The following is a 16,081-nucleotide window of genomic DNA, read 5'->3' as shown; positions in this document are numbered from 1 at the left end:
ACAAGACTGGAGAAGTGAAATGGATCCGAAGAGACTGTCTGGAAAGAACATCGTTATCACCGGTGCCGCACAGGGCATGGGCGCAGCAAATGCCATGTATTTTGCCGCCCAGGGCGCCAACGTCGTTCTTGGCGATTTGAACGTCGAGGGCGTTAAAGCTGTCGCGAACAGCATCAACGAAGCAGGTGTTGGCAAAGCTATTGCCGTTTCAATGAATGTGACCAAACGGGAAGACCATACGGCAGCGGTTCAGGCCTGCGTCGATGCCTTCGGCTCCATCAACGTGTACCTGAACAATGCAGGCGTCAACAAGCCAAAAATGTTCCTGGACATCGATGATGAAAACTGGGACCTGATCATGAACGTCAACACCAAAGGTATGCTCTATGGCATGCAAGAGGCGACAAAACAAATGATCAAGCAGGGCCCAATGGATGATCATCCGTACAAGATCATCAATGTGGGCAGCATTTTGTCTCGCACCACCTTTCTGGATGTCATTCCCTATGGTTGTTCGAAGCACGCCGTACTTGCCCTGACCACCGGGGGTGCCAAGGCACTCTGGGAACACAAGATCACCGTCAATGGCTATGGCCCTGGTGTTGTTAAGACTGAGCTGTGGGAACAATTGGACAAGGATCTGGTTGAAATTGGCATGTTCGAAGAGGAAGGCCAGTCTATGGACCACCTTGCCAAAACGATGATTCTGATGAAGAAGCTTTCAACGCCCGATGACGTTGTCGGAACGGCTGCTTTCCTGTGTTCGGATGAAAGCGACTATATGACCGGCCAGATGATCATGATTGATGGTGGCATCGTTATGCAGTAATGCCAACCGGCTAGCACCGCAGTATCTGGAATGACGGTTGCAGAGCACCAATGTCTCTTGTTCTGCAAAACCACGGATACTGCGGTGCGGCCGACGGTTTTTTGAACACTTGCCCTCATTTTTCGCCATGCCTGGCACGACGACGCCTAATATCAACGGGCTGCCAGGTCAACTACAGAGGTTTGCAATGAGTAACGCCAAGAAGAAAGTGAGTGCGGACGATGCGTTAAGAATGTTTCGTCAGATGGTTCGCATCCGTACCTTTGAGAACAATGCGAATCAGCTCTACCTGTCAGCCAAGATGCCTGGTCTGACGCATATGTATTCCGGGGAAGAGGCAGTCGCCGTTGGCATTTGCGAAGCCTTATTGCCTACCGACAAGATCACTTCCACCCACAGAGGTCACGGGCATTGTGTCGCCAAAGGCGCAGACTTCAAAGCCATGTTCTGTGAATTGCTTGGGAAGGAAGAAGGCTACTGCCGTGGCAAGGGCGGTTCCATGCACATTGCCGATCAGTCAAATGGCAACCTGGGTGCCAATGCAATCGTCGGGGGCTCTCTGGGCATTGCAACCGGTGCTGCACTCACCTCCAAACTGAAAAAGACCGGTGATGTAGCCGTCTGTTTCTTTGGTGATGGCGCTACCGCTCAGGGGTTGATGTACGAAGTGATGAACATGGCCGCACTGTGGAAACTCCCGGTTATTTACGCCTGTGAGAATAACGGCTATTCCGAGTACACCAAGACGGAAGAAATTGCAGCCGGTTCCATTACGGCACGGGCTGAAGCATTTGGTATCGAGTCGCACCAGGTAGACGGGCAGGACGTCATCGCTGTAAACGAGTTGTCGCGCAAATTAGTCGAGCGCGCTCGCAAAGGTGAAGGACCTTTCTTCCTGGAACTGATGACCTACCGATACCATGGACATCATGTAGGCGATATTAACCGTGAGTATTACCGCGCCAAGTCAGAAGAACAGGACTGGCGGGATAACCGGGATCCTATCATCCGTATGCGCGCCTGGCTGATCGAGAACAAGTACGCCACGGAAGCCGAATTGGACGAGCTCAGTAAGGAAGTCACCGAAGACGCGGAAACGGCTGTCGCCTACGCGCTGGATGCCCCCTACCCGGATGTCTCGGAGGTGGACATGCATGTCTACACCGATATTGAGCATGTCTTAGCCTGAGGAGAACAGTATGCGGAAAATTACGTTATCAAAGGCCGTCAACGAAGCACTGGCTGAAGAGATGCGCCACGACGAAACGGTCATCATTCTCGGCGAAGACGTGGCAGAAGCCGGTACACCCTTCAAGGTTTTATCAGGCCTGGTGGAAGAGTTTGGTACCGAACGCGTCATCGATACGCCCATTTCCGAACCCGGCTTTATGGGTATTGGTGTGGGTGCCGCCATGACAGGGCTGCGCCCCGTTGTCGATTTGATGTTCGGCGACTTCATCTTTCTGATCATGGACCAGTTGTGTAACCAGGCGGCCAAAACCCATTATATGTCCGGCGGCAAACTCAATGTACCCCTGGTGCTGCGCACCAATATGGGGGCGACGCGGCGCTCGGCAGCGCAACACTCGCAGTCACTGCATGCCATTGTTGCCCATATACCGGGTTTGAAGGTGGCGATGCCATCGTCTGCCTATGAAGCAAAAGGCCTGCTTAAGACCGCGATTCGCGACAATAACCCGGTGGTTATTTTCGAAGACAAGCTGATGTATCAGGACTCCGCCGAAGTACCGGAAGAAGAATACAGCATCCCCTTTGGTGAAGCCTGTATAAAACGCGAAGGCACCGACATCACACTTATCGGCACCTCCTCTATGGTCCAGGTTTGTGAGAAAGCCGCGGAGATGCTGCAGGCTGAGGGCATCAGTGCCGAGGTCATCGACCCGCGCACCATTGTCCCGCTGGATGAAAAGACCCTGGTTGCATCGGCCAAAAAAACGGGCCGGGTCATCGTGGTCGATGAAGGTCATCAGAGCTTTGGTGTGACTTCGGAAATTGCCAGCCGGATCAATGAAAAGGCGTTTTACTATTTGGATGCCCCGACCACCCGTATCGGCGCGATGGACGTACCCATTCCTTTCTCACCGGCACTCGAAGACATCACAGTTCCCACCCCGGAGCGGGTGTTTGAACAGGCCAAAAAACTGGTAAGCGGGGAGTTGATCAATGCGGCATGACATCATCATGCCTGCGTTGGGCATGGCGCAGGATACGGGGACGCTGCTCGCCTGGCACAAGTCGGAGGGTGAGGCCGTTACTCAGGGCGAAACCCTGTTCGAAGTGGAAACCGACAAATCCACCATGGAAGTTGAAGCCCCTGCCAGTGGTTTTCTGGTAGGCGTCAGCGCTCGTGATGGGGATGAGATACCGGTAGGCCAGGTCATTGCCATCATCAGTGATACGGCCGACGCTCCGGCGCCGGGCGAGACAGCTGACAAAGAACCTGTAGAAGCAGCCCAAAAGCCTGACTCACTGCCTACCGGCAAAGCGATCATTATGCCCGTGCTGGGTATGTCTCAGGACTCAGGCGTATTGGTCGGGTGGAACAAGGAACCCGGTGACGCCGTCAAACAGGATGACATTCTGTTCGAAGTGGAAACGGACAAGAGTGTGGTAGAGGTACCGGCTGGCGTTGATGGCTATCTCGCGGCACGGCTGGCCGCCGCAGGCGACGACGTACCCACGGGTGAAACGATCGCCATCATGAGTGAACACTCGGTATCAGACCCCGTCGACAGAGCGTATTCGTCGTCGGCCGTGCCCGCTGCCAGCGCCGAACGCCCACCGGTAGAAGCATCGGCAAAAGCATCGGCAACGACTGTTGCTGAACCGGCTGTCCCAAAACAACCGGAAGTCAGCAAGCGTCGAGCACCGGCACCGGAAGGGAAGATACTCGCCTCACCCAAACTGAAGCGCCTCGCCCACCAGGCGGGCTATGATCTTGCCCATCTGGCCGCTACAGGCCACCCGCAACCTTTCCATGCCAGTGACTTTGAAGCGCTCAGGCAAGCCCATGAAGTGGCAGGAAAACGGTCTGAGTTCGCTGCCCCCGGCGCCGCAATAACCCGATTGTCCGCACGCGTATCACCGGTTGAGCTGGATGCCTTTCTCGACTGGGCAACCGAGAACATCGAGGCTGCCAGTGAGGCGAGTGTCATTGCTGCTTTTGCCGGCGCCAGCCTGGCCGATCAGGCGACCGTGCGCATTGACCGGCGTGGTTCCAGTGAAACCTACTCTGCCCGTCAGAGATTGTCGGAAACCGTAGCAACGGAAGGCGAACCGGATGTCATCATTCATGATCTGCGAGGAACCTTTATTTGCTCAGCTGAGCTTCCGCCCGAGTCGGCGCCCGTCATTACTATCGTGGGCTCCGGCAACGAACTGATGCTGACACTGACCTGCACCGACGCCCTGCTCGCCGGGAAAGATGCAGCCGTCGTACTCGATAACTTTGCCGGACGCATGGCAGATCCACTTCGGCACCTCTTCTAAAGAAAGGTATTGGTATGTCACAACATAACGATTTCATCAACACGGTTCCAACCGACCTTTATATCAATGGTCAGTTTGTTCCAGCGTCTGAAAACGGCCGCTTTGGCGTATTTAATCCGGCGACGGAAGAAGCGCTGGCATCCGTCGCATCAGCAGAAATTGCTGACGCCGATGCTGCCCTTGACGCCGCTGAAAAAGCCATGGTTGAGTGGGCAGCAAGAACACCGCGCGAACGCTCTGAAGTGCTTCGAAAAGCCTGGGAATTGATTCAGGCTCGGCTCGAAGAGTTCGCCTATCTGATCACACTGGAAAACGGCAAAGGTAAAACCGATGCCATGGGCGAAATTCGTTACGCCGCCGAATTCTTTCGCTGGTTCGCGGAAGAAGCCGTTCGGGCAGACGGCCTGATCACCCATGCACCGGCTTCCGGCGCAAGAATCATCGTGCAACACAAGCCCGCCGGTTTAGCTGTACTGGTAACCCCCTGGAATTACCCGGCCGCGATGGGCACCCGGAAAATTGCGCCTGCGCTGGCCGCCGGTTGCGGTGTCATTATCAAACCCGCCGCTGAAACACCGCTGACCATGCTGGCACTGATGCCACTGCTTGAAGAGGCGGGCGTACCGGCGGGTCTGGTAAACGTCTTGCCCACCAGTAAGCCAGCCGAGGTTGTCGATCATATGATGCACGACCCTCGCGTTCGTGTTGTGTCTTTCACAGGTTCAACAGCGGTTGGGCGCAAGCTGCTCAAATCAGCAGCGGATCAGGTACTCACACCCGCAATGGAGCTTGGCGGCAATGCTCCGGTTATTGTGTTTGAAGACGCAGACATGGACACCGCCATTGAAGGCGTGATGCTCGCCAAGATGCGCAACCTGGGTGAAGCCTGCACCGCCGCCAATCGGGTTTACGTGCATAAAGATGTCGTTGATGAATTCACCAAACGCATAACGCAAAAAATGTCTGCCTTAAAAATCGGTAATGGTGCAGACCCTGATGTTGACGTCGGTGCACTGGTTAACCTGAGTACACTTGAGAAGGTGGTGGGCTTTGTCAACGATGCGGTCGCGAAAGGCGCCAAAGTGGAATGTGGCGGGCAGCGGCTACCAGGCAAAGGCTTTTTCTTCCCGCCGACGGTGCTCTCCAATGTGCCGGAAAACGCCGACTGTGTGCACGATGAAATATTTGGGCCGGTCGTTGCCATTCAAACCTTCGAAGATCAGGACGACGTGATTCGCCGGGCAAACGATACCGAGTATGGCCTTGTGGCCTATGTTTTTTCCGAGAACATGAAGCGTGCCATGCAAGTATGCGAACGGCTGGACTACGGCATGGTCGGCCTTAACCGTGGTCTTGTCAGTGACCCGGCCGCTCCGTTTGGTGGCAGCAAGCAATCCGGCCTCGGTCGCGAGGGCGGTCATGAAGGCATGCTGGAATTCATGGAAACCCAGTACATCTCGGCAACCTGGTAAAAAGAGAGGATTATCGTATGCACACTGTTGTTGCATCACCAAGCGTTCGAGCGCAAGCGCGTCGCTTATCGATCGATCTTCAAGATCTGGCCGACCGACTGGGCAGAACCCAACTTACCATGGATGACCTCAGCGGCCATCAGACACTGGAGCAGCCTGTGAACGGTTATAGCAGCTATTGGAACGTGGATCACCGTCAATTCGGACCGGTTGATGAGCACAAAACCAGCAAAATTGACCGGGTTGCCTCTGCGAACCTGACGGCTGCGAACGCAGTGATTCCCCAGGTCACTCATCACGATGAGGTGGATGTCAGTGAAGTCGAGCGCATCCGTGCTCAGTATCGCAGCGAATCCACCGCACGAGGGCTGAAGCTGACGACGCTGCCTTTTTTTGTAAAAGCACTGGCCGTTTCATTGAAAAAGTTCCCAACGTTCAATGCGTCGCTGAGTGCAGACGGTGACATCCTCCATATGAAGAACTACGTTCATATTGGCATCGCGGTGGATACCGAGCACGGGCTGATGGTCCCGGTCATTCGGGATGCTGACAAAAAGGGCTTGTGGCAGATTGCTGCAGACATCGTTGATCTGGCAACGCGGGCAAAGTCGAGAAAGCTGAGCCCTGATGAAATGGGGGGTGCCTCCATGACGATCACCAACCTTGGGGGAATAGGCGGTACCGGTTTCAGCCCAATCGTGAACCCGCCCGAGGTTGCTATTCTGGGCATTACCCGTATGCAGCAACAACCGGTGTGGAATGGCGAGTCGTTTGTGGCAACGCCGATGGTACCGCTGGACCTGAGCTATGACCATCGCGTCATAAACGGTGCCGTTGCCGCCCGTTTTCTCAATGATTATGCGCGCAGCCTGGCTGACCCGCGTTTACTGTTGATATGAAGAGGGGGGTCTAGCTTTCACTGCCAGAGCGAAGCTGGAAGGTCCCTTCCCCAAACGCGACCAGATTACCGTCGGCATCGAACACTTCGCCACTGGACATGAAGGTTTTGCGACCGCCGCCGCGCACCCTGCCAATGGCGGTCAGCGTCCCTTCACGCGCGGGGCTGACAAAGGTTGTTGTCATCGACAGGGTAACGGCTTTGCGCACGACCTTGGGGTCGGGGCTGTATAGCCCGGCAAAGCTCATAGCCGTATCCAGAAGCGAGGCCAAAACACCGCCATGAACAAAATCGCTCAGGTTTAGGTGATGCTCGGTCAGTTCCAGCGCCAGTGTCACGGTGCCTGGTTGACGCTCTGTAACCACCCAGCCTATCAGCGCCTGGTAACCGGAATAGGGTTGCTGTTGCTTCATTCATCACCTTCGGTATTGGCCAGATCTCGCAGCCGGCCTTTCAGGATTTTACCGGTCGCCGTCGCCGGTAACTGCTCCATGATATGAATTCTGGCGGGGCGCTTGTAGGGGGCCAGTTGATCCAGCACAAAATCCTGCAACGTCTGCTCAGTTACCATGGCACCCGGGTCGCACTGAACATAGGCGACCACTTCTTCATTTCCCGTCACTTGTCGCCCGACGACCGCCGACATAATCACCGCCGGATGTCGGTTTAGCACGGCTTCGATATCCGGGGGATAAATGTTAAAACCGGACCGGATGATGAGCTCCTTGCTGCGGCTGACAATATACAGCTGCCCCTGGTCATCGACCCGGGCAATGTCGCCAGTGTTCAGCCAGCCGTCGGCGGTCAGACAGGCGGCCGTGGCGTCTGGCTGACGGTAATAACCCAGCATGACGTTGGGACCCCGTACCCACAGCTCCCCGGGCACGTCGTCACTCGCGGACGCGTTGGATGCTGATCCGGCGTCCAGAATTTGAAGTCGATATTCGAGCATCGGCAATACCGCACCCACGGTATTATCCAGTGGGTGCTGATCGATCCGGGTCTGACTGATGGTCGGGCTCGCCTCGGTGAGTCCGTATCCGTTGTGCAAGGTAAGATTGAACACGGCTTCCACCCGCTGCTTTGTTTCTCTATCGAGCGGTGAGCCACCCGCCGAGAGATAGACCAGCGAGTCCTTTTTCAGCGGCTGCTGACGGGTGCGCAGGTGTTCCAGCATTTTGGCGTACATGGCCGGAACGCCCTGAAGTACAGTAATCGATTCGTGCTCAAGCGCGTCGAACACCGCCTCCGGTGTGAACTTTGGCACCACGTAAAGGCACGCACCGTTGTATAACGAACCCATGCAGACCGACGACAAGCCGAACACGTGCGACATGGGCAATACACCATAGACTCGTTGCCCCTCTGTCAGATGACGCATGCCCCCGGAAATGGACGCTATGTACAGGATGCCCCGATGACTGAGCATGACCCCCTTGGGTCGTCCGGTGGTACCGGAGGTATAAATCAGCGCGGCCAATTGACGATGACCCTCCGGGTACACCGGATCCGTATCAACCGTGTTGACCGGGCTGATCATCAGCTCACCCAGGCGCTCGTGAACATAGGTATCCGCCTTAAGCCGTATTCCATGCTCCGCGGCCTCGGTGGAAACACTCGCGGTGTAGTAGATGCGTCTGGGCTGACAATCGAGGGCAATGGCATCCACTTCGTTGGCGGACAAGCGCGGATTAACAATGGCGACACTGGCATCGAGCTCGGTGGCGGCCAGCAATAGCACCACCAATGCCCGACTGTTTTCGCTAACCACCATAATCCGATCACCCGGGCGAATGCCCTGCCCGGTCAACCAGGCGGTCGCCGCTGTAATCTCGGCTGACAACTGGCGGTAATTCCAGCGCTCCGATCCTTCGACCAGGGCGGGTTGCTCGGGAATGCGCCGGGCGTTGTCATGAACTCGGGTGCTGAGTCGATCGGGCAGTTCAGCGACCAGTTCACTGGCCCAGCGGCCAAAAATCTGTTCATCCGGTGCCTGACGGGGAGTCGACCAGTCCATCAGCTAGCATCCCGCACCATGTTTCTGGCAATCACCAATTGCTGGATCTGACTGGTGCCTTCATAGATGCGGAACAAACGGACATCCCGGTAGAAGCGTTCGACCGCGTATTCCGCCATGTAACCGGCGCCACCGTGAACCTGCACAGCCCGATCTGCCACCCGGCCGACCATCTCCGAGCAAAACAATTTGCTGCAGGATGCCAACGTCGAGACATTCTCGCCCGCATCTTTGCGGCGGGCGCCATCGAGTACCATGCACTCGGCGGCGTAGGTTTCGGTTTTGCTGTCGGCCAGCATCGCCTGTACCAGTTGCTGATCGGACAGGGGCACACCGAATTGCTTGCGCTCCATGGCATACCGCAGCGACTCGTCGATCAGGCGATTCGCCACGCCAACACACACCGCGGCAATGTGCAGTCGGCCACGGTCGAGCACTTTCATCGCCGTCTTAAAGCCCTGCCCTTCTTTGAGCCCGATGATGTTGGCCGCCGGTACCCGGCAGTCCTCAAAAATAATGTCGCAGGTGTGAGAGCCTTTCTGCCCCATTTTTTTGTCGATCGCCCCGCGGGATAAACCCGGTGTATTGCCCTCGACCACAAAGGCCGTGATGCCGCCTGCGCCTTTATTCGACCGGTCGGTCCGTGCCATAACGGTGAACAGATCCGCTTCAGGGCCGTTCGTAATGTAGCGTTTGGTGCCATTCAACACATAATGATCGCCATCGCGTATTGCCGTGGTTCTCAGGCTGGCCGCATCTGAACCGGAGTCGGGCTCGGTCAGACAAAACGCACTGATGATCTCGCCGGTCGCCATTCGAGGGACGTAATAGTTTTTTTGTTCATCGGTGCCATCAATCAGAATGCCCTGGGCACCAATGCCATTATTGGTGCCGAAAATGGAACGAAAGGCTGGCGATGTCTGGCCGATCTCCATCGCGACCCGGACTTCTTCTTCCATGGTCAGACCCAGGCCACCGTAGGCTTCCGGAATGGCCAGCCCAAACAGGCCGATGTCTTTCATTTCCTGAACGATGTCAGCCGGAACCTGATCTGTTTCAGCCAGCACGGCTTCATTCGGAATCAGGCGCTCACGCACAAACTTCCGCAGCGTACCCAGTATTTGGTCCAGTGTTTCCTGATCTCTGATCATGGTTGATCGTCTCCGCGCGCTATTTTTGTTATTCCGCTATGCGGTATCTTCTTCCGCATATATTGCGCCAAACTTTTACATAGCCTAGGATGTCAGTCAATCATTAGAATCCAGTTTTTCAGAGCGGAACCTATCCACTGGGTCTGCCATAACAATAAAACGCATAGGTCACAGGAAATTCCATTATGTCGAGTGAACACCCTACGTCGACGCCAGCGTCACTGACGTTCAAACGTCTGGGCATCGTCGGTACCGGCGCCATGGGCCGGGGCATTGCCCAAATTGCCGCTGAAGCCGGGCTTGAGGTCATCTTGTACGATCAGAATGCCCGGGCAACGACCGCCGCCATCGATTTCGTCTCGGGCCTCTGGCAGAAAAAAGTCAGCAAGAACAAGCTGACCGAGGCAGACCTCGACCGACTGCTGGCCCACCTGATACCCGGAGCCGAGCTTGCCAATCTGGCCGATTGCGACGTCATCATCGAGGCCATTGTTGAAAAGGTAGAGGTCAAACAAAGTCTGTTTTCAGAGCTGGAAAGCCTGGTCGGAGACGACACCATTCTGGCAACCAACACCTCATCGCTGTCGGTGACCGACATCGCCTCTGGCTGCAAGCGGCCGGAGCAGGTGATCGGGTTTCATTTCTTCAACCCGGTGCCGCTGATGAAGATCGTCGAAGTGATTCCGGGTATCAAAACCGCACCTGAAGTCACCGAGCGTATAACGGCGCTCGGGCAGCAGCTTGGGCATTTCACCGCACACACCACCGACACGCCGGGGTTTCTCGTGAACCATGCCGGCCGCGCATTCGGCACCGAAGCCTTGCGGATACTGTCGGAAGGCAGCGCCAGCTGTGCGGACATCGACCGCATCATGACCGACCAGGGCGGGTTCAGAATGGGCCCTTTCACCCTGATGGATCTCACCGGGCTCGATGTTTCCAGTGCGGTAATGGAATCCATTTACCACCAGTACTATCAGGAACCCCGGTATCGGCCAGCGCAATTGATACGCCCGCGTGTCAGTGCCGGGCTGCTGGGTCGAAAGACGAGTGCGGGCTTTTACGCCTACGAGAATGGGCAGCAAGTAATGCCCGACGAACTCCCCATCGAACGCACCGCTCCCTGCCCGGTCTGGATCAGCCCGGAGGATGAAGCCAGCCATGCCCTGCTAACGTCCCTGGTCGACGCGGCTGGCTGGCCCCTGGCCGATACAGCCCAAGACCCTCAGGCCCTGTGCCTGGTGACGCCCTGGGGTGAAGACATCACCGACTGTGCCCTGCGACAAGAGCTATCACCGGCACGTACCCTGGGTATCGACATGCTGGCGGGTCTCGATAAACGCCGCAGCGTCATGACCAGCCCGGCTACGGAACCTGGTTTCACCCGGGCCGCCATGACGTTGCTCAGTGAGGATGGCAGCGCCGTCACCCGCCTGAAAGACAGCCAGGGGTTTGTGTTGCAACGCATGATTGCCTGCATCGTCAACATCGGTTGCGATATGGCGCAGCAGGGCATTGCAGAACCCGGGACCATCAACCGGGCCGTAGAACTGGGCCTGGGTTACCCCAAAGGCCCCCTGGCCTTGGGCGACCACTTCGGCCCTGGCCGCATTCTCGAGATACTGAACACCCTGTTGAACGTCACCGGTGATCCGCGTTACCGCCCCAGCCCCTGGCTGCGCCGCCGGGCCTTGCTTGGCCTGCCATTGACCACTGAAGAACGCTAATCGCCCTACTGACCGAGGTACATCATGCAAGACGCCTACATTTACGACGGAATTCGAACGCCCTTTGGCCGGTTTGGCGGACAACTGGCCAGCGTGCGGCCAGACGACCTGCTCGCCCTGGCGATCAACACTCTGGTGCAACGCACCCCCTTTAACCCCGAACACTTTGAAGATGTGGTGGCAGGCTGCACCAACCAGGCCGGTGAGGACTCCCGCAACGTCGCGCGGCATGCCGGGCTTCTCTCTGGTCTACCGGTTTCTGTGGCCGGCCAGACCGTCAACCGGTTGTGCGGCAGCGGCCTGGCCGCCGTCATCGATACTTCCCGTGCCATTCGCTGTGAAGAGGGCGGCCTGTACATTGCCGGGGGTGTTGAGAGCATGAGCCGTGCGCCCTACGTTCTGGCCAAAGCCGAAAGCCCCTTTGCCCGCAACCAGACGATGTATGACACGGTGATCGGTGCCCGCTTTGCCAACCCTCGCATTCAGCAACAGTTCGGTCTCGATAGCATGCCTGAAACCGCCGACAACATTGCCGCCGACATGGGGCTGCCGCGCGACCAGGCGGATGCCTTTGCGGCCCGTTCCCAGGCGCTCTATCAAAAAGCACTGGCCCAGGGCTTTTACGACGGGGAGTTGCTTGACTTGGAAGTCAGTCAGGGCCGTAAAAAGCCCTCGCTTCAGGTTACCCGGGATGAACACCCGCGCGCAGAGAGCACTGCTGACACGCTCGCAAAACTGCCACCCTTATTCACTGATGGTGTGGTTACCGCGGGGAATGCCTCCGGCATCAACGATGGCGCGGCGGCCCTGATTCTCGGCAGCCAGCAGGCAGGCAATGATGCCGGCATCAAACCCCGGGGTCGTATCGTCAGTTGCGCGGTGGCCGGCGTGGAACCCAGAGTCATGGGGCTGGGCCCGGTGCCTGCCTCGCGCAAGGCACTGGCGCTGGCCGGCTTGACACTGAACGATATGGACGTGATCGAAATCAACGAAGCCTTTGCGGTGCAGGTGATGGGCTGCGCCCAACAGCTGGGCCTGGCCTTTGACGATGCGCGTCTGAATGCCCACGGCGGTGCCATTGCCATCGGTCATCCGCTGGGCGCCTCCGGTGCCCGTCTGGCGCTGACAGCCCTGAGACACCTTGAAGTGCAGCAAACCCGATACGCTCTGGTCACCATGTGCATTGGAGTCGGCCAGGGTATAGCGGTCATCATCGAGCGTTGTCGCTGATATCAGCGACTGCCTGGCTGGGGTACTATGTGGCAATGGGCCGCGCCGGATACCGGTAGTGCCTCTGTGGGGTCGGCGTAGATCCATCCGTGGAGCCTGGGCCGCAGCATCCCTGCTGCGGACTACCCCACAGAGGCACTACCGGCACCCGTCGCTCGTCAACTCAGCCACTCCGAACCATACATTAATATCTACAGAGTGATGCCTTCACATGCAGGACGATCAACCCGAAGAAAAAGATCGTAATTTTGTCACCGCCCTGGCACGCGGCCTTGAGTTGTTGCGCGCCTTTGAAGCGGACGAAACCTATCTGGGCAACGGTGAGTTGTCGAAGCGCACCGGCATTCCCAAACCCAGTGTGTCTCGTCTCACTTACACACTGACGCAACTGGGCTATCTGAAATACAACAGCCACCTGGAAAAATATCAGCTCGGCCCCGGTGTGCTGGCGCTCGGTTACCGGTTTTTTGCCAGCCATGGCATTCGGCAACTGGCGCGTCCCTATATGCAGGAACTGGCCAACTCAACCGATTGCGCGATTGCGCTGGGCGATGTAGACCGAAACGCCATCACCTATGTGGAAGTGTGCCAGGGCACCGGGCCACTGGTTATGCGACTGGAAGCCGGTTCGCGTCTGCCGGTTGTTTCCACGGCGATCGGCCGTGCCTGGTTGTGTGGCGTTAGCGAGGCGCGTCGCACTACGTTTCTGGAGCAGCTCAAAACAGCAGACCCGAAACAGTGGGAGGCGGCACAGGGGGTCGTTGCAAAGAGCCTTGAGGATTATCAGCGCTATGGCTTTGTGTTTTCCGAAGGCGATTGGGAGAGCGAAATCAGCGCTGTTGCCGTACCGTTAATTCTTGAAGGCGGCTCTGAGGTCATGGCCATTAATTGCGGCGGCGCGTCACTGAGGTTGACCCATCAGATACTGACTGAAAAGCTGGGCCCGCGTTTAAAACGGCTGGCCAATACCATTCAGGATAAATTAAAACACGGCTAAACCGATGACTGCGCAGCACGTTGCTGCGCGATCATTCTACCTGGTGTTTCTGCGCCCTAGGAGCCAGTCGGACTTAGGGGGATCGAAGCGAGGGAGTGGGACGGCGAGACCAAATGTTTGCAAATTTCGAGTGCATAGTGGGCCTATGTGCTCGAAATTTGCGGATATTTGGGCTGACGTCCCGCTTCCGCAGCCGATTCATCCTAAGTCCGACAGGCTCCTATGCAACCGCGTGTTTTCCCTGACCCCACCGGGCTAGGCCGATCGCTGGCAGCAAGCAGGCTGCGGCTATCAGCAGCAGTTGCCACTGTGTCACGGGAATCAAATCCCCCCCGCCCGGCAAGGCCAGTGCAAGACCGGCAATCAACACCAGGCCACGAACAACAATTTCCTGGGCAAGGCCATACCCCAATCGGCCAACGCCAATCATGTACCCTTGCATGGCCGATGCGAAAAAGACAATGCCTACCACCGCCTGGACAAATACAACAGCAATCTCAAGCGCCCCACCCTGCATGATCAGCGCCGGGTTCAATACAAACAGAAACGGGATAAAGTAGATGACACTGCCCAGTTTCATCGCCTGAAGACCGGTTTCAATCGGACGAGCGCCGGCAACCGTTGCCGCTGCGAACGCACCGAGCGCCACCGGCGGGGTGATAAAGCTAAGCATGCCCCAGTAGAGAATGAACAGGTGCACCGCCATAGGGTCAAGACCCGCTCCCCTTGTCAGAGCCGGAGCCAGGGCGACGGCCAGAAAAATGTAAGCAGCCGTAACCGTCATGCCAATACCCAGCACGAAACTGGTCAGTGCACCCATCAACAGCAGCAACAACACACTGCCACCGGCCAGGAAAATCAGATCATTGGCAATGGTTCCGGACAGGCCTGTGATCGACAAGGCCCCCACCAGTAAACCGACACCGACGAGTATCGCCGTTAACTCGGCAAATAATTTCGCGCCATCCGTCAATGCCATGTAGGCCTGCTTCCAGCCCCACCGATGTTTTTTCGAAAACTGATTCAACACCAGCAATAACGCCGTTGCATAAAACGGCGCAACGGCTTCGCGCTGCATCACCAGCAACATCCAGATCAGCAGGGCGAACACGAAAATGAAATACCAGCCTTCCTTCAACGTAGTCGACAAGTTCGGCAGATCTTCCTTCGGCAACCCCTCCAGCTCATTGCGAGCCGAGTAGGCGTCTATTTGAATAAAGAGCCCGAGAAAATACAAAACGGACGGGATAATCGCGGCCAGCACGACGGCTGAATAGGGGACGTTCAGAAACATCGCCATGACAAAGGCGGTTGCCCCCATTACCGGGGGCATAAGCACGCCACCGGTAGAGGCACAGGCCTCGACACCGGCCGCAAAGGATCGCTTCATGCCGATGCGCCGCATGGCGGGAATGGACAGAGTGCCGGTGGTCAGAACATTGCTGATGACACTGCCACTCATCGAGCCCATCAACCCGCTTGAAAAAATGGACACCTTGGCCGGACCGCCTCGAACATGCCCCAATACCGAGAACGCCAGGTTTATAAAAAACTCACCGCCACCGGTTTTCTGCAACACAACGCCAAACACCAGAAAACCAACCACCAGGCTGGCGAACGCTTGCAGTGGAATGCCCATGACACTTTCGGTGCTCATGGTGTGGTACATGGCGGTTTCCGACAGCGAACTTGAAAACGCCTGAATGGGGCCCGGCATGACGTCAGCGACCAGCGGATACAGGGAAAACACAGCCGCGATAATGGCAATTGGCCAACCACCGGCACGACGTGCTGCTTCAATAATCAACACCCAGAACAAATAGCTGAAGTAGATGGCCAGGTCCGGTGCGGCAAACGCCCAGCCACGTTCAAGGATCGGTTCGGCGTGCACGACAAAATACGCGCCGGTGATCAGCGTCAACAGGCTCAATGCATAGTCATACCAGGGCACGGGCTTTGACGCCAGCGAAGGCGCCGCAGGCCACAACAGAAAGACCAGTGGCAGCAACAAGGTGACCACCGAATAATAGAACTGCGTTTCCAGACTGGAGACGAAGAGAAACCAGCCAAAATTAAATAAATAGTCCAGCGTCATCAACAATAACAGGCTGGTTATTGTTGCTGGCAACCATGCCAAAGGTTTGGGTAATGCACGAATACTGATGGTCTTTTCTGAATCTGGCGCGTCCTGCTCCGTCTCGTCGGGACGCGCAGGGTTACCCTGAGCCTTGGTCGTCATAACATCTACTC

At 56.8% G+C, this 16,081-nt stretch carries 13 protein-coding genes; 9 read left to right on the top strand and 4 right to left on the bottom strand.

Going from position 1 to position 16,081, the window contains the following annotated elements; all coding sequences use genetic code 11:
- The first annotated feature begins 19 nt into the window (after positions 1–19).
- The 6 genes from ACHUE7_RS12320 to ACHUE7_RS12295 all read left to right on the top strand — a co-directional run bounded on the left by ACHUE7_RS12320 (position 20) and on the right by ACHUE7_RS12295 (position 6,710).
- Positions 20–829: an SDR family NAD(P)-dependent oxidoreductase gene (locus ACHUE7_RS12320; RefSeq protein WP_127555936.1), complete on the top strand. Its 810-nt coding sequence runs from the start codon at positions 20–22 to the stop codon at positions 827–829.
- 187 nt (positions 830–1,016) lie between these two features.
- Entirely contained in the window at positions 1,017–2,018 is a 1,002-nt protein-coding gene (locus tag ACHUE7_RS12315) for a thiamine pyrophosphate-dependent dehydrogenase E1 component subunit alpha (RefSeq protein ID WP_394170232.1), read from the top strand.
- Positions 2,019–2,028: 10 nt separating this feature from the next.
- Positions 2,029–3,024 carry an alpha-ketoacid dehydrogenase subunit beta gene (locus tag ACHUE7_RS12310; RefSeq protein ID WP_394170231.1) on the top strand — a complete coding sequence of 332 codons (996 nt, stop codon included), beginning with the start codon at positions 2,029–2,031 and terminating at the stop codon, positions 3,022–3,024.
- A complete protein-coding gene (locus ACHUE7_RS12305; RefSeq protein WP_394170230.1) occupies positions 3,014–4,339 on the top strand; it encodes a biotin/lipoyl-containing protein in 1,326 nt (441 codons plus the stop codon). The genes ACHUE7_RS12310 and ACHUE7_RS12305 overlap by 11 nt, the downstream gene beginning before the upstream one ends.
- Before the next feature lie 14 nt (positions 4,340–4,353).
- Positions 4,354–5,811, top strand: coding sequence for an NAD-dependent succinate-semialdehyde dehydrogenase (locus ACHUE7_RS12300; RefSeq protein WP_394170229.1), 1,458 nt, complete (start codon positions 4,354–4,356; stop codon positions 5,809–5,811).
- Between the two features lie 17 nt (positions 5,812–5,828).
- Positions 5,829–6,710, top strand: a complete 882-nt coding sequence (locus ACHUE7_RS12295; protein ID WP_394170228.1) for a 2-oxo acid dehydrogenase subunit E2 — start codon at positions 5,829–5,831, stop codon at positions 6,708–6,710.
- A 10-nt stretch (positions 6,711–6,720) separates the two neighbouring features.
- On the opposite strand, the gene ACHUE7_RS12290 is transcribed toward ACHUE7_RS12295, so the two are convergent.
- The 3 genes from ACHUE7_RS12290 to ACHUE7_RS12280 are packed head-to-tail and all read right to left on the bottom strand — an operon-like array spanning position 6,721 to position 9,877.
- Entirely contained in the window at positions 6,721–7,122 is a 402-nt protein-coding gene (locus ACHUE7_RS12290) for a PaaI family thioesterase (protein WP_394170227.1), read from the bottom strand.
- Positions 7,119–8,726, bottom strand: a complete 1,608-nt coding sequence (locus ACHUE7_RS12285; RefSeq protein WP_394170226.1) for a class I adenylate-forming enzyme family protein — start codon at positions 8,724–8,726, stop codon at positions 7,119–7,121. Before ACHUE7_RS12285 ends, ACHUE7_RS12290 begins: the two co-directional genes overlap by 4 nt.
- Positions 8,726–9,877: an acyl-CoA dehydrogenase family protein gene (locus ACHUE7_RS12280; RefSeq protein ID WP_394170225.1), complete on the bottom strand. Its 1,152-nt coding sequence runs from the start codon at positions 9,875–9,877 to the stop codon at positions 8,726–8,728. Before ACHUE7_RS12280 ends, ACHUE7_RS12285 begins: the two co-directional genes overlap by 1 nt.
- A gap of 185 nt (positions 9,878–10,062) precedes the next feature.
- Between ACHUE7_RS12280 and ACHUE7_RS12275 the strand changes: the two genes are divergently transcribed.
- The 3 genes from ACHUE7_RS12275 to ACHUE7_RS12265 all read left to right on the top strand — a co-directional run bounded on the left by ACHUE7_RS12275 (position 10,063) and on the right by ACHUE7_RS12265 (position 13,831).
- Positions 10,063–11,604 carry a 3-hydroxyacyl-CoA dehydrogenase gene (locus tag ACHUE7_RS12275; RefSeq protein ID WP_394170224.1) on the top strand — a complete coding sequence of 514 codons (1,542 nt, stop codon included), beginning with the start codon at positions 10,063–10,065 and terminating at the stop codon, positions 11,602–11,604.
- A 24-nt stretch (positions 11,605–11,628) separates the two neighbouring features.
- Positions 11,629–12,834: a 3-oxoadipyl-CoA thiolase gene (locus tag ACHUE7_RS12270; RefSeq protein WP_394170223.1), complete on the top strand. Its 1,206-nt coding sequence runs from the start codon at positions 11,629–11,631 to the stop codon at positions 12,832–12,834.
- A 211-nt stretch (positions 12,835–13,045) separates the two neighbouring features.
- The gene (locus ACHUE7_RS12265) at positions 13,046–13,831 is read left to right on the top strand and encodes an IclR family transcriptional regulator (RefSeq protein WP_394170222.1); all 786 of its coding nucleotides are present in this window, start codon (positions 13,046–13,048) and stop codon (positions 13,829–13,831) included.
- Between the two features lie 220 nt (positions 13,832–14,051).
- On the opposite strand, the gene ACHUE7_RS12260 is transcribed toward ACHUE7_RS12265, so the two are convergent.
- On the bottom strand, positions 14,052–16,070 hold the full coding sequence (locus ACHUE7_RS12260) for a TRAP transporter permease (RefSeq protein WP_394170221.1): 2,019 nt from the start codon (positions 16,068–16,070) through the stop codon (positions 14,052–14,054).
- Between the last annotated feature and the right edge of the window lie 11 nt (positions 16,071–16,081).

The sequence above is a fragment of the Saccharospirillum alexandrii genome (assembly GCF_043641555.1).
Lineage (GTDB): Bacteria > Pseudomonadota > Gammaproteobacteria > Pseudomonadales > Natronospirillaceae > Saccharospirillum > Saccharospirillum alexandrii_A.
The sequence above is the reverse complement of the archived record's forward strand: the minus strand, read 5'-3'. Positions and strand labels throughout refer to the sequence as shown.

What these genes read in the sequence shown, in the direction of transcription:
- ACHUE7_RS12320 (WP_127555936.1), top strand. Translation starts at nt 20, where the DNA reads ATGGATCCGAAGAGACTGTCTGGAAAGAACATCGTTATCACCGGTGCC.
- ACHUE7_RS12315 (WP_394170232.1), top strand. Translation starts at nt 1,017, where the DNA reads ATGAGTAACGCCAAGAAGAAAGTGAGTGCGGACGATGCGTTAAGAATG.
- ACHUE7_RS12310 (WP_394170231.1), top strand. Translation starts at nt 2,029, where the DNA reads ATGCGGAAAATTACGTTATCAAAGGCCGTCAACGAAGCACTGGCTGAA.
- ACHUE7_RS12305 (WP_394170230.1), top strand. Translation starts at nt 3,014, where the DNA reads ATGCGGCATGACATCATCATGCCTGCGTTGGGCATGGCGCAGGATACG.
- ACHUE7_RS12300 (WP_394170229.1), top strand. Translation starts at nt 4,354, where the DNA reads ATGTCACAACATAACGATTTCATCAACACGGTTCCAACCGACCTTTAT.
- ACHUE7_RS12295 (WP_394170228.1), top strand. Translation starts at nt 5,829, where the DNA reads ATGCACACTGTTGTTGCATCACCAAGCGTTCGAGCGCAAGCGCGTCGC.
- ACHUE7_RS12290 (WP_394170227.1), bottom strand. Translation starts at nt 7,122, where the DNA reads ATGAAGCAACAGCAACCCTATTCCGGTTACCAGGCGCTGATAGGCTGG.
- ACHUE7_RS12285 (WP_394170226.1), bottom strand. Translation starts at nt 8,726, where the DNA reads ATGGACTGGTCGACTCCCCGTCAGGCACCGGATGAACAGATTTTTGGC.
- ACHUE7_RS12280 (WP_394170225.1), bottom strand. Translation starts at nt 9,877, where the DNA reads ATGATCAGAGATCAGGAAACACTGGACCAAATACTGGGTACGCTGCGG.
- ACHUE7_RS12275 (WP_394170224.1), top strand. Translation starts at nt 10,063, where the DNA reads ATGTCGAGTGAACACCCTACGTCGACGCCAGCGTCACTGACGTTCAAA.
- ACHUE7_RS12270 (WP_394170223.1), top strand. Translation starts at nt 11,629, where the DNA reads ATGCAAGACGCCTACATTTACGACGGAATTCGAACGCCCTTTGGCCGG.
- ACHUE7_RS12265 (WP_394170222.1), top strand. Translation starts at nt 13,046, where the DNA reads ATGCAGGACGATCAACCCGAAGAAAAAGATCGTAATTTTGTCACCGCC.
- ACHUE7_RS12260 (WP_394170221.1), bottom strand. Translation starts at nt 16,070, where the DNA reads ATGACGACCAAGGCTCAGGGTAACCCTGCGCGTCCCGACGAGACGGAG.